The 26,509-nt window shown below is 69.2% G+C and carries 27 protein-coding genes; 14 read left to right on the forward strand and 13 right to left on the reverse strand.

From position 1 onward, the window contains the following. The first annotated feature begins 250 nt into the window (after positions 1-250). The 4 genes from ABL838_RS05195 to ABL838_RS05210 all read left to right on the forward strand — a co-directional run bounded on the left by ABL838_RS05195 (position 251) and on the right by ABL838_RS05210 (position 3,952). Complete coding sequence (locus tag ABL838_RS05195) at positions 251-1,141, forward strand: TauD/TfdA dioxygenase family protein (RefSeq protein WP_418124531.1); 891 nt, start codon at positions 251-253, stop codon at positions 1,139-1,141. 26 nt (positions 1,142-1,167) lie between these two features. Then, positions 1,168-2,178, forward strand: coding sequence for an ABC transporter substrate-binding protein (locus ABL838_RS05200; protein WP_418124533.1), 1,011 nt, complete (start codon positions 1,168-1,170; stop codon positions 2,176-2,178). 65 nt (positions 2,179-2,243) lie between these two features. Next, positions 2,244-3,086: an ABC transporter ATP-binding protein gene (locus tag ABL838_RS05205; RefSeq protein WP_418124535.1), complete on the forward strand. Its 843-nt coding sequence runs from the start codon at positions 2,244-2,246 to the stop codon at positions 3,084-3,086. After that, positions 3,083-3,952 carry an ABC transporter permease gene (locus ABL838_RS05210; protein ID WP_418124537.1) on the forward strand — a complete coding sequence of 290 codons (870 nt, stop codon included), beginning with the start codon at positions 3,083-3,085 and terminating at the stop codon, positions 3,950-3,952. Before ABL838_RS05205 ends, ABL838_RS05210 begins: the two co-directional genes overlap by 4 nt. A 9-nt stretch (positions 3,953-3,961) precedes the next feature. Here ABL838_RS05210 and ABL838_RS05215 read toward each other — a convergent pair whose 3' ends face one another. After that, complete coding sequence (locus ABL838_RS05215) at positions 3,962-4,360, reverse strand: DUF5329 family protein (protein WP_184634812.1); 399 nt, start codon at positions 4,358-4,360, stop codon at positions 3,962-3,964. A gap of 114 nt (positions 4,361-4,474) precedes the next feature. Here ABL838_RS05215 and hisN point away from each other — a divergent pair, with 114 nt between their 5' ends. Genes hisN through ABL838_RS05240 form a run of 5 tightly spaced genes read left to right on the forward strand, consistent with a single transcriptional unit; the run spans position 4,475 to position 8,428 of the window. Next, the gene (hisN, locus tag ABL838_RS05220; protein ID WP_418124539.1) at positions 4,475-5,251 is read left to right on the forward strand and encodes a histidinol-phosphatase; all 777 of its coding nucleotides are present in this window, start codon (positions 4,475-4,477) and stop codon (positions 5,249-5,251) included. A gap of 10 nt (positions 5,252-5,261) precedes the next feature. Beyond that, positions 5,262-5,456, forward strand: coding sequence for a DUF2905 domain-containing protein (locus tag ABL838_RS05225; RefSeq protein WP_184634816.1), 195 nt, complete (start codon positions 5,262-5,264; stop codon positions 5,454-5,456). Positions 5,457-5,494: 38 nt separating this feature from the next. Continuing rightward, positions 5,495-6,421 carry an ROK family protein gene (locus ABL838_RS05230; protein WP_418119208.1) on the forward strand — a complete coding sequence of 309 codons (927 nt, stop codon included), beginning with the start codon at positions 5,495-5,497 and terminating at the stop codon, positions 6,419-6,421. A 19-nt stretch (positions 6,422-6,440) separates the two neighbouring features. Continuing rightward, positions 6,441-7,985, forward strand: a complete 1,545-nt coding sequence (locus ABL838_RS05235) for a tetratricopeptide repeat protein (RefSeq protein WP_184634820.1) — start codon at positions 6,441-6,443, stop codon at positions 7,983-7,985. Next, entirely contained in the window at positions 7,982-8,428 is a 447-nt protein-coding gene (locus ABL838_RS05240; protein WP_184634822.1) for a DUF1877 family protein, read from the forward strand. The genes ABL838_RS05235 and ABL838_RS05240 overlap by 4 nt, the downstream gene beginning before the upstream one ends. Positions 8,429-8,449: 21 nt before the next feature. On the opposite strand, the gene ABL838_RS05245 is transcribed toward ABL838_RS05240, so the two are convergent. Further along, the gene (locus ABL838_RS05245) at positions 8,450-9,895 is read right to left on the reverse strand and encodes a PLP-dependent aminotransferase family protein (protein WP_418124541.1); all 1,446 of its coding nucleotides are present in this window, start codon (positions 9,893-9,895) and stop codon (positions 8,450-8,452) included. Between the two features lie 183 nt (positions 9,896-10,078). Between ABL838_RS05245 and ABL838_RS05250 the strand changes: the two genes are divergently transcribed. Next, complete coding sequence (locus ABL838_RS05250) at positions 10,079-10,411, forward strand: hypothetical protein (protein WP_418124542.1); 333 nt, start codon at positions 10,079-10,081, stop codon at positions 10,409-10,411. Positions 10,412-10,427: 16 nt separating this feature from the next. Here ABL838_RS05250 and otsA read toward each other — a convergent pair whose 3' ends face one another. From otsA to ABL838_RS05275, 5 genes are all read right to left on the reverse strand, one after another. After that, positions 10,428-11,813, reverse strand: a complete 1,386-nt coding sequence (gene otsA, locus ABL838_RS05255) for an alpha,alpha-trehalose-phosphate synthase (UDP-forming) (RefSeq protein WP_369659553.1) — start codon at positions 11,811-11,813, stop codon at positions 10,428-10,430. After that, entirely contained in the window at positions 11,810-13,732 is a 1,923-nt protein-coding gene (locus ABL838_RS05260; RefSeq protein WP_369659552.1) for a glycoside hydrolase family 15 protein, read from the reverse strand. The genes otsA and ABL838_RS05260 overlap by 4 nt, the downstream gene beginning before the upstream one ends. Beyond that, positions 13,729-14,535 (reverse strand): trehalose-phosphatase, encoded by an 807-nt coding sequence (gene otsB / locus ABL838_RS05265; RefSeq protein ID WP_126021341.1) that lies wholly within the window; start codon positions 14,533-14,535, stop codon positions 13,729-13,731. Before otsB ends, ABL838_RS05260 begins: the two co-directional genes overlap by 4 nt. An 86-nt stretch (positions 14,536-14,621) precedes the next feature. After that, positions 14,622-16,451, reverse strand: coding sequence for a hybrid sensor histidine kinase/response regulator (locus ABL838_RS05270; RefSeq protein ID WP_418124545.1), 1,830 nt, complete (start codon positions 16,449-16,451; stop codon positions 14,622-14,624). 76 nt (positions 16,452-16,527) lie between these two features. Next, positions 16,528-17,718, reverse strand: coding sequence for a multifunctional CCA addition/repair protein (locus ABL838_RS05275; RefSeq protein WP_418124547.1), 1,191 nt, complete (start codon positions 17,716-17,718; stop codon positions 16,528-16,530). Positions 17,719-17,879: 161 nt separating this feature from the next. On the opposite strand from ABL838_RS05275, the gene ABL838_RS05280 reads away from it, so the two are divergent. Beyond that, on the forward strand, positions 17,880-18,605 hold the full coding sequence (locus tag ABL838_RS05280; protein ID WP_019654581.1) for an OmpW/AlkL family protein: 726 nt from the start codon (positions 17,880-17,882) through the stop codon (positions 18,603-18,605). 30 nt (positions 18,606-18,635) lie between these two features. Here ABL838_RS05280 and ABL838_RS05285 read toward each other — a convergent pair whose 3' ends face one another. From ABL838_RS05285 to ABL838_RS05295, 3 genes are all read right to left on the reverse strand, one after another. Beyond that, a complete protein-coding gene (locus tag ABL838_RS05285) occupies positions 18,636-19,325 on the reverse strand; it encodes a glutathione S-transferase family protein (protein ID WP_418124549.1) in 690 nt (229 codons plus the stop codon). A gap of 128 nt (positions 19,326-19,453) precedes the next feature. Further along, a complete protein-coding gene (locus ABL838_RS05290; protein WP_418124551.1) occupies positions 19,454-19,993 on the reverse strand; it encodes an MgtC/SapB family protein in 540 nt (179 codons plus the stop codon). A 15-nt stretch (positions 19,994-20,008) separates the two neighbouring features. Further along, positions 20,009-22,039, reverse strand: coding sequence for a transglycosylase SLT domain-containing protein (locus tag ABL838_RS05295; RefSeq protein ID WP_418124553.1), 2,031 nt, complete (start codon positions 22,037-22,039; stop codon positions 20,009-20,011). Between the two features lie 9 nt (positions 22,040-22,048). Between ABL838_RS05295 and ABL838_RS05300 the strand changes: the two genes are divergently transcribed. Next, positions 22,049-22,666 carry a 5-formyltetrahydrofolate cyclo-ligase gene (locus tag ABL838_RS05300; RefSeq protein WP_184634839.1) on the forward strand — a complete coding sequence of 206 codons (618 nt, stop codon included), beginning with the start codon at positions 22,049-22,051 and terminating at the stop codon, positions 22,664-22,666. 148 nt (positions 22,667-22,814) lie between these two features. On the opposite strand, the gene ABL838_RS05305 is transcribed toward ABL838_RS05300, so the two are convergent. Then, positions 22,815-23,798 (reverse strand): LysR substrate-binding domain-containing protein, encoded by a 984-nt coding sequence (locus tag ABL838_RS05305; RefSeq protein ID WP_184634841.1) that lies wholly within the window; start codon positions 23,796-23,798, stop codon positions 22,815-22,817. A gap of 170 nt (positions 23,799-23,968) precedes the next feature. Between ABL838_RS05305 and ABL838_RS05310 the strand changes: the two genes are divergently transcribed. Beyond that, positions 23,969-24,286: a DUF2917 domain-containing protein gene (locus ABL838_RS05310; protein ID WP_184634843.1), complete on the forward strand. Its 318-nt coding sequence runs from the start codon at positions 23,969-23,971 to the stop codon at positions 24,284-24,286. 65 nt (positions 24,287-24,351) lie between these two features. Here the strand turns inward: ABL838_RS05310 and ABL838_RS05315 are convergent, their stop codons facing one another. Next, positions 24,352-24,762, reverse strand: coding sequence for a BLUF domain-containing protein (locus tag ABL838_RS05315; protein WP_126021331.1), 411 nt, complete (start codon positions 24,760-24,762; stop codon positions 24,352-24,354). Positions 24,763-24,854: 92 nt separating this feature from the next. On the opposite strand from ABL838_RS05315, the gene ABL838_RS05320 reads away from it, so the two are divergent. Next, positions 24,855-25,625 (forward strand): Crp/Fnr family transcriptional regulator, encoded by a 771-nt coding sequence (locus ABL838_RS05320; protein WP_375792071.1) that lies wholly within the window; start codon positions 24,855-24,857, stop codon positions 25,623-25,625. 25 nt (positions 25,626-25,650) lie between these two features. Here ABL838_RS05320 and ABL838_RS05325 read toward each other — a convergent pair whose 3' ends face one another. Further along, complete coding sequence (locus ABL838_RS05325; RefSeq protein WP_418124556.1) at positions 25,651-26,505, reverse strand: DUF6279 family lipoprotein; 855 nt, start codon at positions 26,503-26,505, stop codon at positions 25,651-25,653. Positions 26,506-26,509 lie beyond the last annotated feature (4 nt).

Genomic DNA, 26,509 nt, shown 5'->3' on the forward strand with positions numbered 1-26,509 from the left:
TGGAGCGAGTTCTGCGGACCCCCTCCTACGTCGAGCACCGCAGGTTGCCCGTAGCGAAGCGGAGGGACGCAGACAGTAGGGTCGCCTTTTCTTTGCTTACTTTCTTTTGGCGAAGCAAAAGAAAGTGAGTCGGCCGCCGGGCCGAGACCCGGCCCCGGGAAGCAATCCCTCACCACGCCAAAAAACAAAGTCATAAGCTAGCAACAAAGAGTTCGTTGCCGATCCAAACCCCGCCCCCTACATTCCCGGCATGACTGCCGCCCCTGCCAGCGAGGTAAGCCCCCCTTCGCAGCACTTCGAAGTGCGCCCTTTCAATGCCCCGGTCGGCGCCGAGGTAGTAGGCCTCGACATCTCGAAGCCCATCAACACCGAAGACTTCACCCGCCTCCACAAGGCCCATCTCGACCACCACGTCCTGGTCTTCCGCAACCAGCAGATCACCCCGCAAGAGCACATCGATTTCAGCCACCGCTTCGGCCCGCTCGAAATCCACGTCCTCCACCAGTTCCAGCTCAAGAACCACCCCGAGATCCTCATCGTCTCCAACATCAAGGAGAACGGCGAGCCCATCGGCCTCGGCGACGCGGGCGTCTATTGGCACTCCGACATCTCATACAAGCCAAAGCCCAGCCTCGGCTCGCTGCTGCACGCGCAGGAACTGCCGAGCGAAGGCGGCGACACGCTCTTCGCCGACCAGCATCTCGCATGGGAGTCGCTGAGCCCCGAACTGCAGCAGCGCATCCTGCCGTTGAAGGCCGAGCACAGCTACCTCGCCAAGTACGAGGAGCTGCGCGCGAAGAACCCATGGCGGCCGAAGCTCTCGCAGGCGCAGATCGACCAGGTCGCGCCCGCGGTGCAGCCGGTGGTTCGTACTCACCCGGAGACGGGCCGCAAGGCGCTCTTCGTCAGCGAGCACTTCACGACGCGCATCGTCGGGCTGCCTCAGGAAGAGAGCGACGCGCTGCTGGCCGAGCTGTTCGCGCACAGCGTGAAGCCCGAGTTCGTGTATCGCCACCAGTGGGCGCCGCATGACCTGGTGTTCTGGGACAACCGCTCGCTGATGCACCTGGCAGCGGGCACGCCCGACCACCTGCGCCGGCGCCTGAACCGCACCACGATCGTCGGCGACACGCCTTTCTGATTTTTCTTTCCTAGCCACCGCTTCCAATGAACCGTTTCACCCGCAAAGCCGCGGCGCTCGTCGCCGGCCTCGGCCTTCTCGCCGGCAGCCTTGCCGCGCATGCGGAAGGCCAGATCCGCATCGCCGAGCAGTTCGGCATCGTCTACCTGCTGCTCAACGTGGCGCAGGAGCAGAAGCTCATCGAGAAACATGCGAAGGCCGCGGGCATCGACGCCAAGGTCGAGTGGGTCAAGCTCTCGGGCGGCTCGGCGGTGAACGACGCGCTGCTGTCGGGCAACATCGAGATCGCGGGCGCCGGCGTGGGGCCGCTGCTCACGCTGTGGGACCGCACCAAGGGCAAGCAGAACGTGAAGGGCGTGGCCTCGCTGGGCAACTTCCCGTACTACCTGGTGAGCAACAACCCGAACGTGAAGTCGATTGCCGACTTCACCGACAAGGACCGCATCGCACTGCCCGCGGTGGGCGTTTCGGTGCAGTCGCGCGTGCTGCAGTTCGCCTCGGCCAAGCTCTGGGGCGACAAGGAGTTCAACAGGCTCGACAGGATCAGCGTGGCGGTGCCGCATCCCGATGCGGCGGCGGCGATCATCAAGGGCGGCACGGAGATCACGGCGCACTTCGGCAATCCGCCGTTCCAGGAGCAGGAGCTCGCGGGCAACCCGAATGCGCGCATCGTGCTCAACTCGTACCAGGTGCTGGGCGGGCCATCGTCGGCGACGGTGCTGTACGCGACGGAGAAATTCCGCAGCGAGAACCCGAAGACCTACAAGGCCTTCGTCGACGCGCTCGACGAGGCGGCGAAGTTCGTCACGGCCAACCCCGAGAAGGCCGCCGACATCTACCTGAAGGTGAGCAACGCGAAGCTCGAGCGCGACCTGCTTCTGAAGATCATCAGGAACCCCGAGGTGCAGTTCAAGACCACGCCGCAGAACACCTATCCGCTGGCGGAGTTCATGCACCGCGTGGGCGCGATCAGGAACAAGCCGGCTTCGGTGAAGGACTACTTCTTCGACGACGTGCAGAACGTGTCGGGGAACTGATGAGCGGCACGGCGGCAGTCCTCGATTCGCGGGGTGACTCCCTCTCCCATCGGGAGAGGGCGGGGATGAGGGGGGAGCCTCCGGCATCTCCACCGGCCCTCACCCCGACCCTCTCCCGCGAGCGGGAGAGGGAGCAAGACAGCGTGCCGCTGCTGCAGGTCGACAACGTCAGCCTCGAATACCGCACCCCCGAACGCGTCGTGCGTGCCACGCACCGCGTGAGCTTCGACGTCCATGCCGCCGACCGCTTCGTGCTGCTCGGCCCCTCGGGCTGCGGCAAGTCCACGCTGCTGAAGGCGGTGGCCGGGTTCATTCCGCCGGTCGAGGGCGAGATCCGCCTCGACGGAAGGCGCGTGGCGCAACCAGGCCCCGACCGCATCGTCGTGTTCCAGGAGTTCGACCAGCTGCCGCCGTGGAAGACGGTGAAGCAGAACGTGATGTTCCCGCTGCTGGCCTCGCGCACGCTCGGCAGAAAGGAGGCGGCCGAACGCGCGCTGCACTACCTCGACAAGGTCGGCCTCTCGAAGTTCGCCGACGTGCATCCGCACCAGCTCTCGGGCGGCATGAAGCAGCGCGTGGCGATCGCCCGCGCGCTGGCGATGCAGCCGCGCGTGCTGCTGATGGACGAGCCTTTCGCTGCGCTCGACGCGCTCACTCGCCGCAGGATGCAGCAGGAGCTGCTCGAGCTGTGGGAGGAGGTGCGTTTCACGCTGCTGTTCGTCACCCACTCGATCGAGGAGGCGCTGGTGGTGGGCAACCGCATCGCGCTGCTGTCGCCGCATCCGGGGCGCATGCGCGCCGAGATCAACAGCCATGCCTTCACGCTCGACAGCCTGGGCGGCGCCGAATTCCAGGGCACGGCGCAGCGCATCCATGACGTGCTGTTCGAAGAGGAGGCTGCCGTATGAGCGCTGTCGTCCCGCCGGTCCGCCCCGAGTACGAGCGCACGCTGGAGCCCTTCACCGATGTGCCGGTGGAGCGTTCGCTGCCGCTGGGTGAGCGCATCTGGTCGCAGGCCTGGCTGCGCAAGGGGCTGATCCTCGCCGTCATTGCCGTGCTGTGGGAGCTGGCGGCGCGGTGGCAGAACAACGACCTGCTGCTGCCCACCTTCACTGCCACTGCGGCGGCGCTGTTCGACGGTCTTGTGAGCGGCGAGCTGATCGAGAAGGTGCGCATCTCGCTGGCCGTGCTGCTGCAGGGCTACGTCGCCGGCGTGCTGCTGGCCTTCGCGCTCACCACGCTCGCGGTGTCGACGCGCCTCGGCCGCGACCTGCTGGACACGCTCACCTCCATGTTCAACCCGCTGCCCGCCATCGCGCTGCTGCCGCTGGCGCTGCTGTGGTTCGGGCTGGGGCGCGGCAGCCTGGTGTTCGTGCTGATCCATTCGGTGCTGTGGCCGCTGGCGCTCAACACCTACGCGGGCTTCCAGGGCGTGCCCGACACGCTGCGCATGGCCGGGCGCAACTATGGTCTCAGGGGGCTGCGCTACGTGCTGCAGATCCTGGTGCCGGCGGCGCTGCCGTCGATCCTGTCGGGGCTGAAGATCGGCTGGGCCTTCGCCTGGCGCACGCTGATCGCGGCGGAGCTGGTGTTCGGCGCCTCGTCGGGCAAGGGAGGGTTGGGCTGGTACATCTTCCAGAACCGCAACGAGCTCTATACCGACCGCGTGTTCGCGGGGCTCGCGCTGGTGGTGCTGATCGGCCTGCTGGTCGAGAGCCTGGGCTTCAGGACGCTGGAGCGGCTGACGGTGCGCCGCTGGGGGCAGCAGCGCTAGGGTGCCCGGCTAGCCGCCGGGCTTCTTCGCGCCTGTCGCCTGCCGCAGCGCGCGCAGTTCGCTGTTGAGGAACTCGTTGGCGTCGCGCACCGTGCCGTTGGTGAGCTTCACCCTGTAGGCCTGTCCGGTCATCTCCGAGCGCGAGGCGCAGCGCTCGATGAAGTCCTCGGCCGTGACCAGCTCCTTTTTGAAGTAGTCGTACTTCGCCTGCATGTGCTTGGCGGCGTCGGAGGCGTTGTACTCGCTGCCGTTGCGCAGGAAGATCATCGAGCTCATCTTCGAGACCCGCTGTATCAGCGTGTCGATCAGCTTGTCTTCGGTGTCGGAGGGTGTGGCGTGGGCCAGAAAGGCCGAGGCGCCGAGCACGAGGGCGAGCAGGGCCGGGCGCAGGTGGGTGAAAGAAGCCATTTGTCGTAGTTCGCGGCAATTTCCGGGCCATGCTAGGGCTGGCGGGCCCGCTGTGTCAAACAGGGGCCGGCTCGGGTCTAATTGCAGGTTTTGGCAAGCGTTTCCAACTCTTTCATGAGCTCCTCCTCTTCCGACCTCTCGCCGATCGCCGAAGCGCTGGCCGATGCCGCCGCCGCCAAGTCGATGCACTACTTCCGCACGCCGCTGGACATCATCACCAAGGCGGACGAAAGCCCCGTCACGCTGGCCGACCGCGCCGCCGAGACGGCCATGCGCGAGATCCTCGCCGCGCGCGCTCCGGCGGACGGCATCTACGGCGAAGAGCACGGCCCCGAGCGGCTCGATGCCGGGCGCATCTGGGTGCTCGACCCCATCGACGGCACGCGCAGCTTCATCACCGGCTCGCCGCTGTGGGGCACGCTGATCGGCGTGCTGCAGGGCGGGCGCGTGGCGCTGGGCATGATCGACATGCCGGTGCTCAAGGAGCGCTGGATCGGCGTGGCGGGCCAGGGCGCGACGCGCGACGGCCAGCCGGTGCGCGTGAGCGGCTGCACCGAAGTGGCCAAGGCCCGCATCGTCACTACCTCGCCCGACATCTTCGCGCCGGCCGACTGGAGCGCCTTCGATCGCCTGAGCCGCCAGTGCGCCATGCGCCGCTTCGGTGGCGACTGCTACGGCTACGCCCAGCTGGCGGGCGGCACCATCGACCTCGTGGTCGAGACCGGCCTCCAGCCCTACGACTACCTCGGCCCGGCCGGGCTGATCGAGGCGGCCGGCGGCGTCATCACCGACTGGCTGGGGCAGCCACTGGGCCTGAAGTCCGACGGCCGGGTGATCGCGGCCGCAACGCCCGAACTCCACCGGCAAGCGATGGCCATTCTCTCGGCCTAGACTGTTGCCCATGCTTCGCTGGCTGATCGTCGTCGTCCTCGCGCTGGTGCTCATGAGCGGCCTGACCGCCTGGCTGCGCCGCTTCGGCTTCGGACGGCTGCCGGGCGACTTCGAGTTCCGCGCCTTCGGCCGCGAGTGGCAGCTGCCCATCGCCAGCACCATCGTGCTCAGCATGATCGCGGCGCTGGTGGCGCGCTTTCTGTAGACAGAGCACAGAACCAGACAAGGAAAAGACGAACCGCAATGAGAGCCTGCGTAGACATCGGCGGCACCAAGGTAGCCGTGAGCCTTTCCGCCTCGAGCGACGCGCCGCTGATCGGCCGCCGCAGCGAGCCTACGGCCAAGACCGGCGACAACGACGCGGTGGCGGTGCAGATCATGCGGATGATCGACGAGGTCTGCGCGCAGCAGGGTGTCGATCCGGCTTCCATCGACCGGGTGGGCGTGTCGTCGGCCGGGCCCTTCGAGCTGCATGATGGCAAGGTCGAGCTGGCCACGCCCAACATCTGCGGCGGCATTGCCGGCCCGGCGCGTGGCCTGCCCAACAACTGGATGACCGCGCTGATCGAGGCACCGCTGGCCAAGCGCTTTCCCCGCGTGCGGGTCGAGAACGACGCGGTGGCCGCGCTGGAAGCCGAGCGCCACTGGGGCGCGCTCAAGGGGATGGACAACTGTGCCTACGTCACCTGGAGCACCGGGGTCGGCGTCGGCCTTTGCGTGGATGGCCGCGCGCTGCGCGGCAAGAACGGCAATGCCGGCCACGCGGGCCACAGCTTCGTGGTGGACGATGCCAGCGGCGCGCTGTGCGGCTGCGGCAACGTGGGCGATGTCGAGGGGCTGATCGCCGGCAACTCGATCGCGCGGCGCTTCGGCCAGTCGGCGGCCGATCTCTTCAACTCGGCGGCGGCCGGCGAGCGGCATTCGCTGGAAATCGTCGACGCGCTGTGCCGCGTGATGGGCCGCATGCTCTACAACCTGATCGCCACGCTCGACCTGCAGGGCATCAGCCTGGGTGGCAGCGTGTTCTGGCACCACCGCGACTTCCTCTTGCCGAGGCTGCAGGCGCACATCGACGGCAAGCTGCCGCCGCTCACGCATGGCGTGCGCCTCATGTCCGCCGGCCTGGGCGACAAGGTCGGCGACTACGCGGCGCTCGCGCTGCTCGACTGACCCGGGCACCCGGCGAACCATGACCCCCTTGCCTCGCCGCCGCTCGTTCGCCTACCTGCTGTGGCTGGTGGGCGGCTTCATCGGCGCGCACCGCTTCTATCTGGGCAGCTACCTGGGCGGGGCGGGGCAGTTGGCGTTTCTGGTGTACGGAATCGCCGGCCTGCCGGGCGGCCGCTTCTGCCTGATGGTGCTGCTGCCGTGGATGCTGTTCGACCTGTGGTGGATCCATCGGCGCATGAGTCAGCTGCAGGCGCAGCGCCCGGCCGAGGAGGAAGAAGAGGAAACCCCGCCCGCCGCCGCGCGCCACGCCTCCCGCCGCCCCGCGCCGAGGGACCCCGCCAAGGATTACGACCTTGCCGCCCTCGCCGAAGCCAACAAGCTGCAGGAGCGCTTCGTGGCCGCCGCCGAGGCCGGCGACTGGACGCAGGCCGTCGCCATCGGCGAGCAGATCGTCGCCGCCACGCGCCGCGTGTTCAAGGGCCCGCACCAGAACCTCGCCATGACCCTGTGCATGCTCGGCCAGGCCTGCTACCAGATCGACGCCTTCGACAAGGCACGCGCCAGCCTCGAGGAAAGCCTGTCCATCGGCCGCAAGCTCGGCATGCCCGCGGAGGACATGGACGTCGCCCGCAAGGCGCTGGACCTGACGCTGGTCGGCATCGAGCAGCGCAAGGCGCGCGGCGCGACCACCGACGAGCAGGGCGCACTGCTGAACCTGTTGGACGACCGCGAGGCCCGCTACCGCGACGCGCTCGCGCAGGGCGACCTGAAGAGCGCCGAAAGGCTCTGCGCGGAGGCCATCGCCACCAGCCGCCGCCTGCACGGCGGCGCGCACCGCAGCGTGGTGCTGCATCTGTCCAGCCATGCCGAGCTGTGCCGGCGGCTGCGCTGGAACGAGAAGGCCCAGGCCTCGGCCGACGAGGCCCTCGCCGTGGCCGCGCAGCTCGGGCTGGACGACAGCTGGCGGCGCGGTCCGACCAACACGCTGGCGCTGCTGCATGCCGCGGCCGGACGTGCCGACGAGGCCGAGGCGCTCTACAAGAAGACCATCGCCATGGCGGTGGCCGAGGCCGGAGGCGGCTCCAGCGACGGCGTGGTACGCGCCTTCAACAACCTCGCGTTCCTCTATGCCGAGTCGGGCCAGGACGCGAAGGCCGAGCTCTGCTACGCACGCGCCCTGGTGCACCTCGACAAGCTCCCGCCGGGCGAGGGCGACGCCGAGCTGCATTCGGACATGCTCAACAACTTCGCGAGCCTCTTCATGGCGCGCCGCGACTTCGTGCGGGCGCGGGAGCTGTTCGAGCGCTCGCTCGACATCCAGCAGCGCAGCTGCCGCGGCATCTCGTCGTCGGCCGCCAATGCGCACAACGACCTGGGCCTGATCGCGCAGGAAGAGGGCGAGCTGCGCCAGGCGCTTGCGCACTTCAAGCGCACGCTGCTGCTCAACCAGATCTGCGCGCCCGACCATTTCAGGAACATCGACAACGCGCAGCGCAACATCGACAGCGTGAGCATCGCGCTCGCGGCGGTGGCGCGCGCCGCCCGCATGGAGCCCAGCACTTGAGCATCGGCGCCGCCTTCTATGCCCTCGACCGCTACCGGCTGCGCGCGCTGGTGATCGATCCGTCCACCGTCTCCGCCTTCCTGAATTCGCCCGCGGCCAAGGGTGGCCCGCACGACAGCCAGACGGTGGAGCAGGCCTGGGACGTGGTGCGCACGCTGATGCCCGAGGCGGTCGACGGCGAGGAGCTCGACGGCACCGACGGCCTGGGCTGCATCTACCTCACGGCCGCCCACGTGGAGCGCGCGGCGGCACGGCTCGCGCAGTGCGACGTGGCGGCGCTGGTGGGCCGATTCACTGCCGAGCCGGCGAAGTTCGGCGAGCTGTACTGGGCCAAGGCCTGGCAGGAAGGCGCTCAGGACCTCGCGGGCTTCATGGACGGCGTGAAGCGCTTCTTCGCCGAAGCGGCCGCAAGGCGCGACGCCGTCGTGTTCTACATCGTCTGAATCGCGCCGAAGCGCCGGCGGCTAGCGTGGCGGAGGCACTGCCGAGACGATCTCGCCCAGCCGCCGCAGCCCCGCGTCCACCGCCTTCGAAAACGGCCAGCCGCAGTTGATGCGCAGGTAGTTGTCGAAGCGCCCGGAGTTCGAGAACTGCGCGCCCGGCGCCACCAGCATCTGTTCGCGCAGCGCGGCGTCGAACACGTTCACCGACGAGCGCTGCTGCGGCAGCTCCACCCACAGCTGCAGCCCGCCGCGCGGCAGGTTCAGCCGCGTGCCGGCCGGGAAGTAGCGGGCGATGGCGTCGGCCGTCTGGTCGCGCTGCATGTGCAGCCGCTCGCGCAGGCGGCGCAGGTGGCGGTCGTAGCGCCCGCCCGCGATGAACTCGCCGGCGGCGATCTGCGCCAGCGCCTCGTTGTTGCGGGTCTGCGCGTACTTGAGCATCTCCACCTGCGCATGCCAGCGCCCGGCGGTGATCCAGCCCAGCCGCAGCCCCGGCGCCAGCACCTTGTGCAGCGAGGCGCAATAGATCACGTTGCCGGTGCGGTCCCACGACTTCAGCGCCCGCAGCGGCGCGTCGGTCTCCACCAGGTCGCTGTAGGTGTCGTCCTCGACCAGAGCGATGCCGTGGCTCTCGCACAGGTGCGCGAGCCGCTGCTTGTGGCTGTCGGGCATCACGCTGCCGATGGGGTTCTGCAGGTGCGGCACCACCACCACGGCCTTGATGTCGTCGTAGGTGTGGATGGCCAGGTCCAGCGCTTCCAGCGAGATGCCGGTCTGCGGGCTGGTCGGGATCTCCAGCGCGCGCAGGCCCAGGCTCTCGAGCACCTGCAGCAGGCCGTAGAAGGTGGGCGACTCCACCGCCACCGTGTCGCCGGGCTTCGCGACGGCGCGCAGCGCGAGGTTCAGCGCCTCGATGCAGCCGTTGGTGACCAGCACCTCGTCGGGCGCCACCGTCATGCCTATGCGCAGGCTGCGCTGCGCCACGGCCTCGCGGAACTGCTCGTGGCCCTTCTGCGACGAGGCGGTGGTCAGCAGTTCGGGCCGCTGGCGCAGGGCGCGCGTCATCGAGTTGCGCAGGGCCTCCGCGGGATACAGCTCGGGCGCTGCGCGGGCGATCGCGAAGTTGAGCTTCACGCCCGTATGCCGCCCGCGCGCCATGAAGTTGGCCATGCGCGCGCGCATGCTCACGAACTGCGCCGGGTCGGGCGGCACGTCGGCCACCGGTTCTTCCATCGGCGCGATGGCCAGCCGCTGCGGCCGGCGCACGAAATACCCGGAGCGGTCGCGCGCCTCGACCCAGCCGTCGCTTTCCATGGCGCGGCAGACCTGCAGCGCGGTGGACAGGCTGATGTCGTGCAGCCGCATCAGGCTGCGCAGCGATGGCAGCTTGTCGCCCTGCTTGAGCGAGCCGGTGTGGATCGCATCCACGTAGTGCGCGGAAAGCTGGCGGTAGAGCGGTAGCGAGTCCATGGATCGATGTTCCCCGCATCGGGCATCCGAAAACAGATGCAGTTGCCTGGGAAAACGACCATAACAGATGCGTTTCCAGCCATGCTGTTCCGGTCGCAATAGCCATGGCGTGTGCCTGTTTTCCGGGCAGCAGGATTCCTACGATGAAGCCTCGTCCAACCCACCTATGCCGACGTAGCCGCCATGATCACCGCACTCTCCCAAGCGCCCGATTCCATCGTCCTCGAACCCGGACAGTCCCTGCGCACCTCGGTCGAGGCCGGCGCCTGGCTCCAGCTGGCCGAAGGCAGCGCGCGCGTGGTGTCGCCGCCGGGCTGGTTCGGCGAGACCGTGTTCATGACCGAGACGCTGCTCGAGGAAGGCGACATGCACCGCCTGCCGCACGGCGGGTGGATCGAGGTGTCGGCGCTGACGCCGGTGCACCTGCGGGTGCATGCGCCCATGGCCGCGAGGGCGGCCGCCCCTGTCCAGCCGCGGCCGGTGATGCGCCTGGTGCGGCTGCTGACCGGCTGGTGAGCGACCGGCCAGGGAGTCAGCGCTCGCTGGCCGCCTCGCGCAGCGCATCCAGGAAGCTGCGCCGCCACCAGTGGATGTCCTGCTCGCGGATGCGCGACAGCAGCTTCTGGTGCCGTTCGCGCCGCTCCTCCAGTGGCATCTGCAGCGCCTGCTGCACCGTCTCGGCGGTGCCGTGGGTGTCGTAGGGATTCACCAGCAGCGCTTCCTTCAGCTGCTCGGCGGCGCCGGCGAAGCGCGACAGCACCAGCACGCCCGGGTCGGCCGGGTCCTGCGCGGCGATGTATTCCTTGGCGACGAGGTTCATGCCGTCGCGCAGCGGCGTCACCAAGCCCACGGCCGCAGCGCGGCACAGCCCCGGCACGCGCTTGCGCGCCACCATGCGGTGGATGTAGCGCACGGGCATCCAGTCGAGCTCGCCGTAGTCGCCGTTGATGGCGCCGCACAGCGATTCGAGCTCGCGCCGGATGTCGGCGTACGCGTCGACCGTCTCGCGCGTGGGCGAGGCGATCTGGATCAGCGTGGCGCTGCGCCGGTTCTCGGGGTAGTTCGCCAGCAGCTCGCGGAACGCGCGCACCCGCTGCGGGATGCCCTTCGAGTAGTCGAGCCGGTCGATGCCCATGAGCAGCCGGCGCTGCGAGTATTCGCGCTTCATGGTCTCGTACATGTCGCGCGACTCCTTCGCATGCGTGAGCGCCGCGAACTCGTCCACGTCGATGCCGATGGGAAAGGCGGCACTGCGCACCGTCTGCCCGTAGGCGCGGTACATGTCGTTGCCCAGGTACTCGCCGGCGGCCTCGTTGCGCACGTAGTGCTCGAAGTGCTGCACGTCCTGCTGCGCCTGGAAGCCGATCAGGTCGTACGAGAACAGCGAGCGCATCAGCCACGCATGCTGCGGAATGGCCGCGATGATGATCTGCGGCGGCAGCGGAATGTGCAGGAAGAAGCCGATGCGCTGCTTGCAGCCCATGGCGCGCAGCTCTGCCGCCAGCGGTATCAGGTGGTAGTCGTGCACCCAGATGATGTCGTCGTCTTTCAGCAGCGGCAGCAGCTTGCGCGCGAAGAGCTGGTTCACCCGCCGGTAGCCGGCGACGAAGCCGGCGTCGAAGTGGGCCAGGTCGAGCCGGTTGTGGAACACCGGCCAGAGCACGTCGTTGCTGTAGCCCAGGTAGTAGCTGTCGTGGTCCTCGCGGCTGAGGTCGAGGGTGGCCAGCGTGACCTTGCCGGCCTGCTGGCGGTGCAGCTCGCCCTCGCCGGTCGGGCCGCCCTCGATGATCTGGCCGCTCCAGCCGAACCACAGGCCGCCGCTTTGCTGCAGGCTCTCGCCCAGCGCCACGGCGAGGCCGCCGGCGGCGGGCTTGCGCGGGTCGGCCACGCGGTTGGAGATGACGACGAGGCGGCTCATATTGCGGAGTCCCAGGGGGCGGACAGCCGAACCGCTGCGTTGATGATGCCGACCATCGAGTAGGTCTGCGGAAAGTTGCCCCACATCTCGCCCGTGACCGGGTGCGTGTCTTCCGACAGCAGCCCCAGCGGGTTTCGCGCCGCGAGCATGGTCTCGAAGATCTGGCGGGCCTCGGCCTTGCGGCCGATCTTGGCGAGCGCGTCGATGCGCCAGAAGGTGCAGATGTTGAAGGCGGTCTCGGGCTTGCCGAAGTCGTCGGCGGCCTCGTAGCGGCGCATGTAGGGACCGTCGCACAGCGTCTTCTCCATGGCGTCGACGGTGGAGATGAAGCGCGGATCGCGCGCGTCGATCAGGCCCACTTCCACCATCAGAAGGATGCTCGCGTCGAGTTCGTGCCCGCCGAAGCTCTCGGCGAAGGCCTGGCGCTCCTCGCACCACGACTTGGCAAGGATCTCCTCCTTCATGCGCGCGGCATGGCCGTGCCAGTAGGCGGCGCGCTCGGCCAGCCCCAGCGTGCGTGCGATCTTGGAGAGCCGGTCGCAGGCGGCCCAGCTCATCAGCGCCGAGCTGGTGTGCACGCGCGCGCGGGTGCGCAGCTCCCACATGCCGGCGTCGGGCGTGCCGTAGACGGCCACCGCGCGCTCGCCCACCGCCTCGAGGTGCGGAAACTCCGCCAGCCCCGCGCGGCTGAGCAGCCGGTGGTCGTGGAAGGCCTGCGCCGCGCCGAGCACGATGTTGCCGTACACGTCGTGCTGGAAGTGCTCCTGCGCCTGGTTGCCCACGCGCACCGGGCCCATGCCGCGGTAGCCCGGCAGCTGGTCGACAAAGGATTCGGGCAGCTCGCGCTCCAGCCCGATGCCGTACAGCGGCTGGATGTGCTCGCCGTGCGAGCCGATCACCACGTTGCCGAGCCAGCGAAGGTAGTCCTCCATGGTGCCGACTTCGCTCAGCGAATTGAGCGCGCGCACCACGAAGAAGGCATCGCGCAGCCAGCAGTAGCGGTAGTCCCAGTTGCGCTGGCTGCCCGGCGCCTCGGGAATGCTGGTGGTCATGGCCGCGACGATGGCGCCCGTGTCCTCGTACAGCGAGAGCTTCAGCGTGATGGCCGCGCGGATCACTGCGTCCTGGTATTCGAAAGGAATGGCCAGGCGCTTGCTCCAGACGCGCCAGTACGAAATGGTCTCCTGCTCGAAGCGGCGCGCGGTGTCGGCGATGCCGTCCATCAGCGTCTCGTCCACGCCGAACATGAAGTTGTATTCGCGCGAGATCACGAAGGGCTGGCGCGAGAGGATGTGCGAGATCGAGGCGTCGGTGTTCAGCCGCAGCGTCACGTCGGGCCCGACGTAGCGGATGTGGTTGCTGCCGCGCGTGACCTCCACCGGCGCCGAGGCGCCCCATTGGAACCTCGGGTCGAGCGAGACCCGGATGCGCGGCGCGCCGGCAATGGGCCGCACGCGGCGCACGAGCATGAGCGGGCGGAAGTAGCGCGAGCGGCTGTAGAAGCGCGGCGCGAAGTCGGTGATCTCGATACCCTGGCCGGCGCTGTCGAAGAGCTGCGTGCGCAGCACGGCCGTGTTCGGCTCGTACCACTGCTTCGATTCGGCGAAGTCCTCGATGTCGATGCTCCATGCGCCCGCATCCTCGCCGGGGTGCAGCAGGGCGTTGAACACCGGGTCGCCGTCGAAGCGCGGCAGGCAGCACCACACGGCGCGGCCGCGCGAGTCGATGAGCGCGCTGTAGGCGCAGTTGCCGATGACGCCCACGTTGAGCGAAGGTTCGGCCGGTGGAGCGAAGCCGCGCTTGCCCGGGGCGGCGGCCGCCCTCGCGTCGACCGGCGCGCGGTCGTCGGGGCCGGCCGCGCCCGCCAGCGCCTGGCCGGCGCGTTCCTCGGGCGCCGCCGGCAGTTGTTGTTCGCTCATCGGGGGCTCCTCGGTGATTCTTCGGGTTGGCTTGCGGTTTCTTTCGGTGGCCGTGCGGCGAGCAGGTCGCGTGCCTGCACCAGCCATTCATACACGGCCAGCGGCGATTCCAGGCGGTGCTGCGCCAGGCTCTGGCCGGAGCCGACCTTCACGGCCACGCCGCCGCGCGGCTGCACCACGGCGAAGCCGCTCTCGTCGGTGGTGTCGTCGCCGAGGAAGACGGGCACGCGGCCGGCGAAGGGCGCCTCGGCCATGAAGGCGTCGATGGCGATGCCCTTGTTGACGCCCGCAGGCTTCACCTCGAACACGAACTTGCCGTGCATCAGCTCCAGCATCGGATCGTGCGCGATGGCGCGCGACATCGCGTCGCGGCACACGGCCTCCAGCTGCGGCGCGAGCCTGTAGTGCAGGGCGATGGCGGCGTGCTTGCGCTCCACCAGCAGGCCTTCGTGCACGCGCGCGAGCTCGTTGGCGATGTCGAGGATTGGTACAAGGTCGGGCGCGCGCTGCTCCTGCATGCGGCCCTGGGCATCGCGGCGCTGCACGCCGTGCTCGCCGGCCGCGGGCAGCCGCAGCGGGGCGAGGAAGCGGTCGATGGAGTCGATCTGGCGGCCCGACACCACGGCGAGCGCGCCGCCGAGCTGGTCGCGCAGGTCGTCCAGCAGGGGCACGAGGGCCGGTGGAATCTCGATGGCTTCAGGCGTGGGCGCAAGCCCGACCAGCGTACCGTCGAAGTCGAGAAAGAGGGCTGCGTCCCGGCCCAACGGAGGAGGCAACTGCGTGTTGCTGGAGGACTTTGGCATCGGGAAAAACCTTAACACGCGTCGCGCGCCGCGCATGTCGGCCAAAGCCCAATGTGCCTGGATCCGCCCCGGCGCGGGCGGGCCGGTCAGTGTGCGAGAGGCCCCGGCGCCAGTTCGGCCAGCGCGCGCAGCAGCATCGCCGGGTTCACCGGCTTGAACAGCACCGGGATGCCGGAGGCGCGCACGCGCTGCAGCCGATCTGGCGACGTCTCGCCCGTCACCAGCAGCAGCGGCGCCTGCAGCCCGAAGCGGCGCTGCAGGCGCATGCCCGCGTCGAGGCCGTTCTCGCCGTCGCAGAGGCGGTAGTCGCACATGAGAAGAGAGAAGGGCCGCTCGTGCGCGTCGGGCCGGCCCAGCAATTCGGCGGCCTCGGCCTCGCTGGAGACGGCGTCGAGCGCGAGGCCGTGGGCCCGGAAGAGGCCGGTCATGGCTTCGCGGATCTCGGCCTCGTCGTCGATCAGCAGGATGCGGCCGTGCACCGCCGGCGCCGCGTGATCGCCTCGCACCCCCATGGTGCGCACGGGCGCGGCCAGCCCGGCGTCGGGCATCGCCACCGCCTCGGCGGCCGGGAGCTCCAGTCGGAAGCGGCTGCCGCGGCCCGTCTGCGACTTCAGCCGCACCGGGTGCTGCAGCAGCCGCGAGAGGCGCTGCACGATCGACAGGCCGATGCCCAGCCCCTGCGCGCGGTCGCGGCCCGGGTTGTGCACCTGGTAGTACTCCTCGAACACGCGCTCCTGCTGCTCGGGAGCGATGCCGATGCCGGTGTCGAACACCTCGATCCACACCACGCCGCCGCGCGCGCGGGCCCGCACGGCGACGCCGCCGCGCGTCGTGTACTTCAGCGCGTTGTCGACGAGGTTGGAGAGCATTCGGTAGAGCAACTGAGCATCGCTGTGTACCCAAAGGCCGCTGGCGCGCACGCGCAGCTGCAGCTGGCGCTGCTCGGCCCGCGCCGCGAACATGTGGTTGAGCGAGCGGAAGAGCGCATCGAGCGAGACGGGCGCGATGGCTGGCGTGACCACGCCCGCGTCGAGCCGCGACACGTCAAGCATGGTGTCCAGCGAACTGCCCAGCGCATTCACCGCGCGCATCAGCTGCTGCGCGTTGCGCCCGCCGTGGTGCTCGCGCAGCTCGTTCTCCAGCGCGGCGCCGAAGAGGGCGATGGCATGCAGCGGCTGGCGCAGGTCGTGGCTCGCGGTGGCCAGGAAGCGCGTCTTCTCGGCGCTCGCGCGCTCGGCCGCGGCGATCTGGGTGCCGAGCTGGCCGGCCAGCGCCTCGTTCTCGAAGCGCAGCACCAGCGAGTCGGTCAGCAGCTTGTGCTGCTGCCCGCCCACGCGCAGCGTGAAGAGCAGGTAGCCCAGGCTGAAGAGCGCGAGGAAGAAATGCATCGCGTCGCCCTGCCAGGCCAGCGCGACGATCAGGCTCAGCATCATCGGCAGCGTGTAGCCGTACAGCGCGGGCTTCAGCGGCCACAGCAGCTGCATGGCCCGCGCGCAGCTGCCGATGATGACCACCGTGATGACCGAGGTCACCGGCAGGTCGCCGGGCGAGATGAAAAGCAGCGGCGCGCTGGCCATGGCCGCGCCCACCACGGTGACGGTGCGCGAATGCCGGCGCGCCCAGCGCCTGGTGTCGGCCAGCGGCACATCGGGGTGCCAGCGCGGCATCAGGAAGAGGAAGAGGCCCAGCGAGAGATGCACCGCCATCCACACCAGGACCCAGGCGCGCGGCTGGTGCAGGTACATGGCCGCGCCCAGCGCCGCGCCCAGGCCGAAGTGCACGAACACCGACGCGTTGTAGGCCGCGTAAACCGAGGCCACGTGCTCGCGCAGCACGCGCAGGCCCAGTTCGTCCGGCTCGGGCGGGCGCGGGAAATCGGCGGATTCATGTGACGGCTTCGGCGCGGTGGCATTCACACGGCCGATGCTATCGGCCGGGTTCGCGCACGGAAGTGTCGTAAGTCATGCCCCGGAGGGCCGGCTTCGGTCGACCTCAGGCCTGGCCCGGCGACGCCGCGACGGCTTCGACGCGGGCCCGGTGGATGGCTTCGCCGATCTTCGGGCCCGTGGCGCCGGACTGCTGGGCGGCTCTGGCCACCACGTCGGTGGCCACGGCCGACGCCGTCGCCAGCACCGCGAGCAGCCGCTGGCGCTGCGGCCAGGGCGCATCGCTTTCGTCGATGCCACTGCCCGCACGGCTGCGCGCCGCGCACTCGCAGGCCAGCAGGGCCTCGGCGAAGCGCGCGGGCTTGCGGAAGGCGTCGCAGCGCTCCAGCAGGCGGACCAGCCCGGCGGCGTCGAGCGCGCCGCTCTCGTCGATGTGCGAATGCTCGCGCGCCACCACCTCCGCCAGCTCGCGGATTTCCACCGGCACGCGCCAGCGCTCGCACACCGCCTGCAGCGAGGCTACGCTGCCCTCGCTGCCGCCGAAGCCACCGGCCAGGCAGGCGAAGCGCACGGCCAGCGATGTCTTCAGCCGGGCGGCGGTGTCCACCATCCGCATCGGCAGCGGGTCGCTGGCGTCGACCTCGGGCAGCAGCACGGCCAGCGCGCCGCATTCGCGCAGCACCTCGAACATGCGCGAGGGGCGCGTTTCCATGAGGCCGCGCGAGAGCTCCTGCCACACGCGCTCGGCCACCAGCGCCTCGGCCTCGCCGGCCGCGACCATCTCTCTCATCAGCGCCATGGTTTCGGGGGCGACGCCGAAGTCGTCGAAGCGGGCGGCGAAGCGCGCCACGCGCAGGATGCGCACCGGGTCTTCGCGGAAGGCATCGGTCACGTGGCGCAGCACCTTGTCGCGCAGGTCGCGCTGGCCGTGGAAGGGGTCGGCCAGCGTCTCGGGCGCGGGATCGAAGCGGCCGTCGGCGCTCACCAGTTCGGCGGGCAGCGCGATCGCGTTGACGGTCAGGTCGCGGCGGGCGAGGTCCTGTTCGAGCGTGACGTCGGGCGCGGCATGCACGGTGAAGCCGCGGTAGCCCGGCGCGCTCTTGCGCTCGGTGCGCGCGAGCGCGTATTCCTCGCGCGTCTCGGGATGCAGGAACACCGGAAAGTCGCGCCCCACGGGCAGGTAGCCGCGCGCCACCATTTCCTCGGGCGTGGCACCGACCACCAGCCAGTCGTGGTCGGATACGGGGCGCCCCAGCAGGCGGTCGCGCAGGGCGCCGCCGACGAGAAATATCTTCATGGCGGCAGTTTAGGGATAGTCCCCCCTGTCAGAAATAGAACGGTCGTTCGATAATCCGCGGCGCAGACCGGGCAATCGTTCGTCATCCGGGCGATCTTCAGCGGCGAGCACAGCCGGCGTCCGCATCCGCAGAGGGATATTCAATCAAAAGGACACATTTCATGAAGAAAACAATGATTGCACTGGCAGCGCTCGGCGCCCTGGCGTCCGGCAGTGCCATGGCGCAGAAGGCCGGCGACTGGGTCGTCGGCACGGGGTGGTTCCATCTGTCACCGCAGGATTCGAGCAAGCCGCTCACCGTGACCTCGCCGATCCCGAGCGTGCTGCCCGGTTCCGGCGCCAGCGTGAGCGATTCCGACACCCTGGGCCTCAACGCCACCTATTTCATCGACAGCAACTGGGCGGTGGAAGGCGTGTTCGGCGTGCCGCCGAAGTTCAAGCTCGACGGCACCGGCACCCTCGGGCGCGTGGGCCAGCTCGGCGAGGCCCGCCAGTGGAGCCCGACGATCCTGGGCAAGTACTACTTCAACGACGGCGAATCCGCCTTCCGCCCCTTCGTCGGCCTCGGCGCCACCTATGTCTGGTACAGCGACGTCAAGCTGACCCCGAACCTGCAGAGCGCGCTGGCCACGCAGTTCCACCAGTCGCCCTTCGCGGTCAACACCACGGCCAAGCTGGACAGCAAGTTCGCCCCGGTGCTCAACATCGGCGCGGCCTACCAGTTCGACAAGCACTGGGGCATCTCGTTCTCGGTCTCCTACATCCCGCTGAAGACCAAGGCCAAGCTGACCACGAACTCGGTCTTCGGCCTGCCGGTGGCGACCAGCGAGGCGAGCCTGAAGCTCAACCCGATCGTCACCTACGTGGCGGCGACCTACCGGTTCTGAACCGGGCTCGCCCTTGCAGCGTTTGAAGCCCTATCGCCCCGTGCGGTAGGGCTCTTCGAACTGCAGGAAATCCTTTTCGGCCAGCCCCGCGTCGATCCAGGCCTTCACTCCCGGCAGCGCCTGCACGCGCTCGATGTAGGCGGTGATCCGCGCCGGCACCGGCAGGCCGTAGGTCTTGATGCGCGTGCCCACGGGCGCGAAGTAGGCGTCGGCGATGCCGAACTCGCGGCCGAAGAGCATCGGGCCGCCATGGGTCTCGAGCAGGCCGCTCCACATCTGCACGATGCGCGCGAGGTCGCTGGCGACTTCGGGCACCTCCTTCAGCAGCCGTGCGCCCACTTCGGGCAGCGACGCCTCGAGGTTCATGCCGCAGTGGTTGCGCAGGCCGCCGAAGCCGGCGTGCATCTCGGCGCAGACGCTGCGCGCGCGGGCGCGGTCGGCCCTGGCCTGGGGCCAGAGATGCTTGTCGGGGAAGCTCTCGGCCAGGTATTCGGCGATGGCGAGCGTGTCCCAGATGACGAGGCCGTCGTCTTCCACCAGCACCGGCACCTTGGCCGCGGGGTTCAGCGCGCCGATGATGTTCTTGAACTGCGAGTCGGCCTCGAAGGAATCGAAGCGCACCGCGACTTCCTCGAACTCGATGCCGGCCTGCTTCATCAGTATCCAGGGCCGCATCGACCATGACGAGTAGTTCTTGTTGCCGACATAGAGCTTGCGCATGAGAGGGTTCTCCGGTCCGTTGCGGTGATGCTGAATAGGGTCTTCGATGCTAGCCGTGCGCCACGCGGCGATTGATGCCGAACGCGGCGCGAATTGATGCCGCCGAGCTGCCGGAGGCGGCGCGGCGTTCAGTGCCGGGGCGTGTCGCCCGAGTCGCCTTCGCCGCCGGCCTTGGGCTGCCCGGGCACCCGCTCGATCAGGCTCACCAGGCGCGGCACCAGCGCGAGCACAGCGAGCGCGAGCAGCGCGCTCGTCACGGCCGTCACCTCGCGGCCGAGCCCGCAGGCCATGCCGATGGCGGCGGTCATCCACAGGCCCGCGGCGGTCGTCAGGCCCTGCACATGGCTCTCGTCCTTGCCCTGCTTGAGGATGGTGCCGGCGCACAGGAAGCCCACGCCCGCCACCAGCCCCTGGATCACGCGGCTCATGTCGGCCGGCACGATGCCGGTCTGCTGGGGAACCAGCACGAACATCGCCGAGCCGATGGCCACCAGCATGTGGGTGCGCACGCCGGCCGCCTTGCCCTGCTGCTCGCGCTCGAAGCCGAGCACGAAGCCCAGCACGCCCGCCAGCGTGAGCCGCAGCACGATGCGCGTGAGCTGCGCGACGTCGCCCACGTCCGAGAACTCGGACGCCAGCGTGTCGAGGACCTCGTCGCGCCAGCTCATCTCAGGCGGCGGCCCTCAGGGCAGGTCCTTGTTCGGCTCGGGCTCGGAGGCGTCGCGCGGGCCGACGCGGCCCAGGCGCTCCTTCAGCGACTGCGGCCGGCCGCTGATGATGGCGGCGTAGTTGGTGGTGTTGGCCAGCACCTTCTTCACGTAGTCGCGCGTCTCGTTGAAGGGCACGTTCTCGGCCCAGATGGCTGCGTCGAGCACCGGGCCGTTGCGCCAGCTGCGCGGGCGGCCCGGGCCGGCGTTGTAGGCGGCGGCCGCCAGCGCCATCGACCCGTCGAAGTCGTCGAGCGCGAGCTTCAGGTAGTTGGTGCCGATGGTGATGTTGGTCTCGCGGTCGTTGATCTGGCCGGGCGAGAAGTCGGTCATGCCGATCTTGCGGGCCGTCCAGCGTGCGGTGGCGGGCATGACCTGCATCAGGCCCGAGGCGCCGACGCCGGAGCGCGCGTCCATGATGAAGCGGCTTTCCTGGCGGATCAGGCCGTAGACGTAGGCCGGGTCGAGGCCGATGTCCTGGCTCTTGCGCAGCACCGTGTCGTGGAAGGGCATCGGGAAGCGCTGCTCCACGTCGACCACGCCCTTGGTGCGCTCGCTGGTGTTGATGCAGCGGTCCCACACTTCGCGCTGGCAGGCGAAGTCGGCCGCGGCCAGCAGCGCGCGGTCGTCCATGCCGCCCTTGTCGTGCAGGTTGGTGGCGTAGTTCCACTCGCGCGTGCCCTCGGGGCGCAGACCGATGGCGATGGCGTAGAGGCCGCGCGCCAGCGCGGGGTTGCTGCGCGCGGCGGCTTTCTCTTCGGGGGTGAGCGGGGTGGGGCGCGTGGGCACCACGGTGCGCTGGCCCAGTTCCTCCAGCGCCAGCATCTCGTAGAAGCCGCGCGAGCCGGCGATGCTCTGGTAGAGCTCGCGGGCCTGGGCGCGGCGTTCGTCGCCGCCGGCACTGGCCAGGCCGCGCGCCTTCCAGTAGACCCAGGTGGGATCGAGCTGGGCGGTCTCGCTCATCGCGTTGATGGCGGGCACCACCTCCTTCCACTGGCCGGCGCGCAGCGCGGCGCGCACGCGCCAGCCGAGCATGTCGTCGGAGAGGTCGCCGTTCTTGGTGACGTTGGCGAAATAGCTGCCGGCCTGCGGCCACAGCTTGATGGCGGCGGCGCGGCCGATGGTGCCCCACAGCCAGTTGCGCTCCTCGGCCGAGAGCATCGGCCCCCACTTGCTGTCGAGTTGCGAGGCGGCCAGCTCGGGGTCGGCCATGGCGACCTTGATGAGCGCGAGCACCACCAGCTCCTTGCGCGACTTGGCGGCCACGAAGGCGCGGCCGGTCAGGAACTTGGCCGAGCTCGCGTTGAGCTCCTCGAACAGCGGCAGCGCGTCGGGCGCGGCGATGGCGACGGCGGCGCGCGCGGCCTGCGGGCGGTTGGCCTCCATGGCCAGGCGGGCCTTCTTCCAGACGTCGTTGGTCGACAGCAGCCGGGCGGCGGTCATGCGGTCGGCGGCGGTGAGGCAGCCGTCGTCCAGGTCTTTCTGGGCGAACCAGTTGCGGCGCACTTCGTCGGCCTGCGCCTGCGTGGCGGTGCCGCTGCGCAGCGTATCGACGAGGATCGCGTAGCAGCGCACCTGCGGGTCGTCGCCCATGCGGAAGCCGTCGAGCGAGGCGGAGAAGTTGTCCCAGTCGCGGCGCTGGCCGGTCAGCAGCAGCCAGTCGTTGCGCAGGCGGTCTTCCTGGTAGGTGCCGGGGTAGCGGGCGTAGAAGTCCTGCACTTCGTTGGGTGCGGCTTCCTGCAGACGGGCCTTCAGTTCCCAGTAGGCGGCCCAGGGTTCGAGCGCATGGCCGCGGGCCTGCGGCAGCAGGGCCGTCAGCCTGGCCTTGTCGCCGCGCTGGAAGGCCTGCTTCATCTGGATCAGGACGTCGTCGTTGGTGTTGCTCTGGGCCGCGGCGGGCTGCTGCGAGAGCAGTGCGGCGAAGGCGATGACCGCGGAAAAAACCAGCGCGGGAGCCGCATTGCGCGGATGGCTGCGCTTGGATGCCAAAATGCTTGGGAACTGCATCGGGGGATTATGGACAAGTCAAAGGGTGCCGACACCTCGGCAACGGCGAGTTTTCTTAAGGAACAGTTGAGAAAGGCACTCATCGAGCAACGCCTTGCGATGCCCGACCGGTTGACGCGCGCCGACCTGCTGCAGCGCGTGATGCGGATCTGGCTCGTGGGCCGGCCCGACACAGTGATCGGTGCCTACTGGCCGATCAAGGGCGAGTTCGATCCGCTGCCCGCACTGCACCGCTGGAAGGAAGACGGCGAGCTGATGGAAGAGCCGCAGCGCCGCCGCATCGGACTGCCGGTGATCGACAAAGTTCACAAGACCCTGACCTTCCACGCCTGGTATCCGGGCTGCCAGATGGAAGAGGATGCCTACGGCATTCCCAAGCCCAAGGACACCGAGCTGATCGTGCCCACCCTGCTGTTCGTGCCCTGCGTGGGCTACAGCGCCGGGGGCTACCGGCTGGGCTACGGCGGCGGCTTCTACGACCGCACGCTGGCCGCGCTGGAACCCCGGCCCTTCACGGTGGGGCTGGGCTTCACCAACGGCTTCGTCCCGGACTTCGAGCCCGAGGCGCACGACCTGCCTTTGGACGCCATCCTCAACGACAACGGCGTGGTCTGGCCGGTGGCCTGACTCTCCCCCAGGCTTCGCGCACTTCGTGTCGCTGCGCCAACCCCCTTCCGGGGGCAACACCTGCGGCCCGGCGGAGCCGGTTCCGCGGTGTTCCTGGAAAAGGCCGCCGGGCCGCTCTTCCCCTTCCTCTTCTTCTTCTTCTTGAATCTCAGTCGAGGTCGTCTACGGTATCCGGGTCGGGCACCTCGCCGATGGTTTCGCGCGTGGTCACGGCCTGCAGCTGCAGCCAGTCGCAGAAGGCCCGGATCTCGGGGCGCTGCATGCTGCGCGGGCCGGCGATCATCCAGTAGGACATCGGCGAATCCATGCGGTGCTGCGGCAGCACCTCGACCAGGTCCCCGTTGGCCAGGCTCTCGGCGATCAGCGAGCTGCGCGCCAGCGTCACGCCCTGGCCGGTGAGGGCGGCCTGCACCATCTGGTAGGCGTAGTTGAAGTAGAGCCAGCGCTTGGGCTGGGCGCGCTCCAGCCCGTTCACCTCGAACCAGCGGCGCCAGGTCAGCCATTCCAGGTGCGTGCGGTGGGCGTCGCCGGCCTCGATGAGCGTGAACCGGGTCATGTCTTCCGGCGTCTTGATCGGCGGGCTGCTCTTGAGCAGCCAGGGGCTGGCCACGGGCGTGAGCGTTTCGCCGAACAGGCGCACGGCGCCCGAGGGCATGGAATCGCGCGGGCCATAGCGCAGGGCGATGTCCACGTCGGCCACGTCGAGGTCGACCGCCACGTCGCTGGCGTCGATGCGGATGTCGATCTCGGGGTTGTCGCGCTGGAAGGCCTCCAGCCGCGGGATCAGCCACATCGAGGCGAACGAGGCGAAGGTGGTCAGCGACACGCTCTGGCGCCCCGCGCTCTGGCGGATCTGGCGCACGGCCGTGTCGATGCGCGGCAGCGACTGCTGCACCGCCAGCAGCAGCAGGGCGCCGGCGCTGGTGAGCTCCACCGCGCGCGTGTGGCGCAGGAACAGCGCCACGCCCACTTCCTCTTCCAGCGACTGGATCTGGCGGCTCACGGCCGACTGGGTCAGCGCCATTTCCTCGGCGGCCGCCCGGAAGTTCAGGTGGCGGGCCACCGCCTCGAAGGCGCGCAGATGCCCGGCGGAGATCGGGCGGGAGCGCAGATGGGTCTGGGAATGTTGCATGGGTGTGAATCCGGGTCGTCTCGCGGCCAGTCAATTGATGCGAAACCAGCATCAGTAGGCTAACTCGTTTTCATTGGACCGCCAACGCCGCACAAACGATCATTCATTCCCGAACTGCGCAATTGCCTCTTTCTGTCAAGCGCCTCGGCAAAGCCCCAAGGAGTTACACCATGTCCACCGCCGTCTGCACCACCGAATCGCTCTCGTCCCTCTCCGTCCCGGCTCGCGCCGCCACCGTCCCGCCGGCAGTGCGCCGCGGCGCATGGCAGATCGCTCCCGGCGAGGCGATGAGCCTGAAGGCGCGGGCGGCGAGCGTCCTGCGCGTGAAGCAGGGCCGCGTGTGGATCACGCCCGACGCCACGCTCGCCAACCCCAGCGAAGACCTGGTGCTCGCCCCCGGCGAGTCGCTGATGGTGGCCGCGGGCCAGCGCATCGTGATGGAGGCGTGGGATGGCTATGGCGCCACCTACAGCTGGGACAACGCCTGATCGTTCCAGTCCTCCAGGTGCTTGAAAAGGCGGCTTCGGCCGCCTTTTCCTTTTTTGGCGGCCGCTCAGCCGTTGATGTCGAAGCTGGGCACCAGCGCCAGGAAGTGCCTCAGCGCCGCTTCCCCGGTCAGCGCATGCACGCCCGCCATCAGGTCGGGGCCCTCGCATTCCGCCAGCCCCATGCCGAAGCCGCTGTAGCGGCGAACCTCCAGCGGGGCCCGGTGGACCACCCTGACGTCCACATGGCGCGGATCCTTCTCGATCCGCTGCATCAGCGCGCTGACGGCATCGGCCGGGCCCTCCAGGTGCTGGCAGAAGCGCATTCCGTCGAACACCAGGAGGCCCGTGATGCCGTGCAGCGCGTTCTGGGTGCGGGCCCGGGAAACGATCTGGCCCACGGTCTGCGGGGGCAGGCTATGCGTGAGCATGCTGCAGTAGAAGATTTCGTGAAGTGGGAGCGTTGCTTCGTCGGTCATGCGTTCGGAGTCGGAGGGGCGCGCAGAGTGTAGGTGGCCGGGGGAAGCCCTGGGCATGTCAAAAGACACAGGCCGGGCGCCTATAGTGCGGTGTGAAATTCGAGGACTACCCAGCTGCCGCCGCCCCGCCCGTCGGCGCGAATTCGTGCGACCGATGCGCGTTGCGCCGCCTGGACGCCTTCCTGCCGTGCTCGCAGGAGGAATTGAAGACCATCCAGTCCTTCCGCGTGGGCGCCCGCCGCGTGGAGGCCGGCGGCGCGATCATCGAGGAGCACCGGCGCAGCGCGCAGCTGTTCACCCTCTATGCGGGGTGGGCTTTCCGCTACAAGACGCTGAGCGACGGCCGGCGGCAGATCCTGAGCTTTCTGCTTCCCGGTGATTTCCTGGGCCTGCAGGACGAGTTCGCCGACGGCCAGACCCATGGTGTCGAGGCGGTCTCCGACGTCACGCTGTGCGCCTTCTCGCGCGACCGGCTGTGGGAGCTGTTCCATGCCCAGCCCAAGCTCGGCTACGACATCACCTGGCTGGCCGCGCGCGAAGAGAAGATGGTCGACGACAACCTCGTCACCGCCGGCCGGCGCAATGCCGGCGAACGGGTGGCGATGCTGCTGATGCACCTGTACCGCCGGGCGCAGCGCGTAGGCATGGAGCGCGACGGCTGGGTCGAGTTTCCGTTCAACCAGCAGCACATCGCCGACGCGCTGGGGCTTTCGCTGGTGCACACCAACAAGACGCTGCGGCGGCTGCAGCGCCTGGGGCTGTACAAGATCGACGCCGGCTGGCTGCGCATCATGGAGCCGCATGCGCTCGAAGCGCTGGGCGACTACTTCGAGCGGCCGATACGGCCGACACCGCTGTTGTGAGCTCCGCCCTCCGGAGCCGGCGTCTTCAGCGCGCCGCCACCAGCTGGCGCAGATCGTCCTGGTAGGCCTGCAGCCGGCGCACCGCCTGCGCGCGCTGGCTGGCGCTGGTGCCGTTGTGCATGGCCGCGGTGTTGCGGCAGCCTTCCTGCAGCAGGGCCCGCTGCTGGTCGCGCCAGGGGCCGGGCGGCGGCTCGGCGATGCGCTGGATGTAGTCGTGCAGCGCGGCCCGCGCCTCGGTCGGCGGGGTCTTGTTGGCGAGGAAGCCGCGCAGCAGCCTCAGCGCCTCCTGCTGTCGCTTGCGGCGCTCGGCGTCCGCCGGCTTCGGATCGAACACCGACTGCGCGACCTGCTGCTTCAGCAGGTCGCGCTGCTCGTTCGTGAGCCGGCCGTAGAAATCCTCGGTGCGCTCCAGGAACTGGTCGTAGCGCTTCTCGTGCACCTGCGCGGGCGTGCGGTCGAGCCAGTCCTTGCGGTATTCGGCGTTGTTCTTGGCGTACTTGCGCTCCAGCTGCTGCAGCTGGGTCTCGCTCAGGCTCAGAGCCAGCTCGGTGCCGGCGGGTTCGGCGCGCTCGGTCACGGCCAGCAGGCGTTCGCGGATGCGGTCGGACATGGCGCAGACCTGTTCGGGCGTCACCTCGCCCGGGGCCATCGTCTCGGCCTCCTTGAGCAGCGATGCGATGCGCGGCAGCTCGTTCTGCCGGTGCCAGGCCAGCAGCCGGGCGAGCTCGTCGCGCACCTTCGGGGTCTGGGCACCGTCGAAATCGAGGTAGCCGTCGAGCCACCAGTAGCTCACCGTGGGCAGGTTGTTGTAGGCCAGCTGGATGGCGCTGCAGGCGCCCAGGGCGGTGGCCACGAGCAGCGCGCCGATAATTCGGCTCATTGCC

The organism is Variovorax sp. 160MFSha2.1 (assembly GCF_048305075.1).
Lineage (GTDB): Bacteria > Pseudomonadota > Gammaproteobacteria > Burkholderiales > Burkholderiaceae_C > Variovorax > Variovorax guangxiensis.

Bases quoted from the DNA above. Each gene is read 5' to 3' on its own strand.
- ABL838_RS05195 (WP_418124531.1), top strand. From the start codon at position 251: ATGACTGCCGCCCCTGCCAGCGAGGTAAGCCCCCCTTCGCAGCACTTC.
- ABL838_RS05200 (WP_418124533.1), top strand. From the start codon at position 1,168: ATGAACCGTTTCACCCGCAAAGCCGCGGCGCTCGTCGCCGGCCTCGGC.
- ABL838_RS05205 (WP_418124535.1), top strand. From the start codon at position 2,244: ATGAGGGGGGAGCCTCCGGCATCTCCACCGGCCCTCACCCCGACCCTC.
- ABL838_RS05210 (WP_418124537.1), top strand. From the start codon at position 3,083: ATGAGCGCTGTCGTCCCGCCGGTCCGCCCCGAGTACGAGCGCACGCTG.
- ABL838_RS05215 (WP_184634812.1), bottom strand. From the start codon at position 4,360: ATGGCTTCTTTCACCCACCTGCGCCCGGCCCTGCTCGCCCTCGTGCTC.
- hisN (WP_418124539.1), top strand. From the start codon at position 4,475: ATGAGCTCCTCCTCTTCCGACCTCTCGCCGATCGCCGAAGCGCTGGCC.
- ABL838_RS05225 (WP_184634816.1), top strand. From the start codon at position 5,262: ATGCTTCGCTGGCTGATCGTCGTCGTCCTCGCGCTGGTGCTCATGAGC.
- ABL838_RS05230 (WP_418119208.1), top strand. From the start codon at position 5,495: ATGAGAGCCTGCGTAGACATCGGCGGCACCAAGGTAGCCGTGAGCCTT.
- ABL838_RS05235 (WP_184634820.1), top strand. From the start codon at position 6,441: ATGACCCCCTTGCCTCGCCGCCGCTCGTTCGCCTACCTGCTGTGGCTG.
- ABL838_RS05245 (WP_418124541.1), bottom strand. From the start codon at position 9,895: ATGGACTCGCTACCGCTCTACCGCCAGCTTTCCGCGCACTACGTGGAT.
- ABL838_RS05250 (WP_418124542.1), top strand. From the start codon at position 10,079: ATGATCACCGCACTCTCCCAAGCGCCCGATTCCATCGTCCTCGAACCC.
- otsA (WP_369659553.1), bottom strand. From the start codon at position 11,813: ATGAGCCGCCTCGTCGTCATCTCCAACCGCGTGGCCGACCCGCGCAAG.
- ABL838_RS05260 (WP_369659552.1), bottom strand. From the start codon at position 13,732: ATGAGCGAACAACAACTGCCGGCGGCGCCCGAGGAACGCGCCGGCCAG.
- otsB (WP_126021341.1), bottom strand. From the start codon at position 14,535: ATGCCAAAGTCCTCCAGCAACACGCAGTTGCCTCCTCCGTTGGGCCGG.
- ABL838_RS05275 (WP_418124547.1), bottom strand. From the start codon at position 17,718: ATGAAGATATTTCTCGTCGGCGGCGCCCTGCGCGACCGCCTGCTGGGG.
- ABL838_RS05280 (WP_019654581.1), top strand. From the start codon at position 17,880: ATGAAGAAAACAATGATTGCACTGGCAGCGCTCGGCGCCCTGGCGTCC.
- ABL838_RS05285 (WP_418124549.1), bottom strand. From the start codon at position 19,325: ATGCGCAAGCTCTATGTCGGCAACAAGAACTACTCGTCATGGTCGATG.
- ABL838_RS05290 (WP_418124551.1), bottom strand. From the start codon at position 19,993: ATGAGCTGGCGCGACGAGGTCCTCGACACGCTGGCGTCCGAGTTCTCG.
- ABL838_RS05295 (WP_418124553.1), bottom strand. From the start codon at position 22,039: ATGCAGTTCCCAAGCATTTTGGCATCCAAGCGCAGCCATCCGCGCAAT.
- ABL838_RS05300 (WP_184634839.1), top strand. From the start codon at position 22,049: ATGGACAAGTCAAAGGGTGCCGACACCTCGGCAACGGCGAGTTTTCTT.
- ABL838_RS05305 (WP_184634841.1), bottom strand. From the start codon at position 23,798: ATGCAACATTCCCAGACCCATCTGCGCTCCCGCCCGATCTCCGCCGGG.
- ABL838_RS05310 (WP_184634843.1), top strand. From the start codon at position 23,969: ATGTCCACCGCCGTCTGCACCACCGAATCGCTCTCGTCCCTCTCCGTC.
- ABL838_RS05315 (WP_126021331.1), bottom strand. From the start codon at position 24,762: ATGACCGACGAAGCAACGCTCCCACTTCACGAAATCTTCTACTGCAGC.
- ABL838_RS05325 (WP_418124556.1), bottom strand. From the start codon at position 26,505: ATGAGCCGAATTATCGGCGCGCTGCTCGTGGCCACCGCCCTGGGCGCC.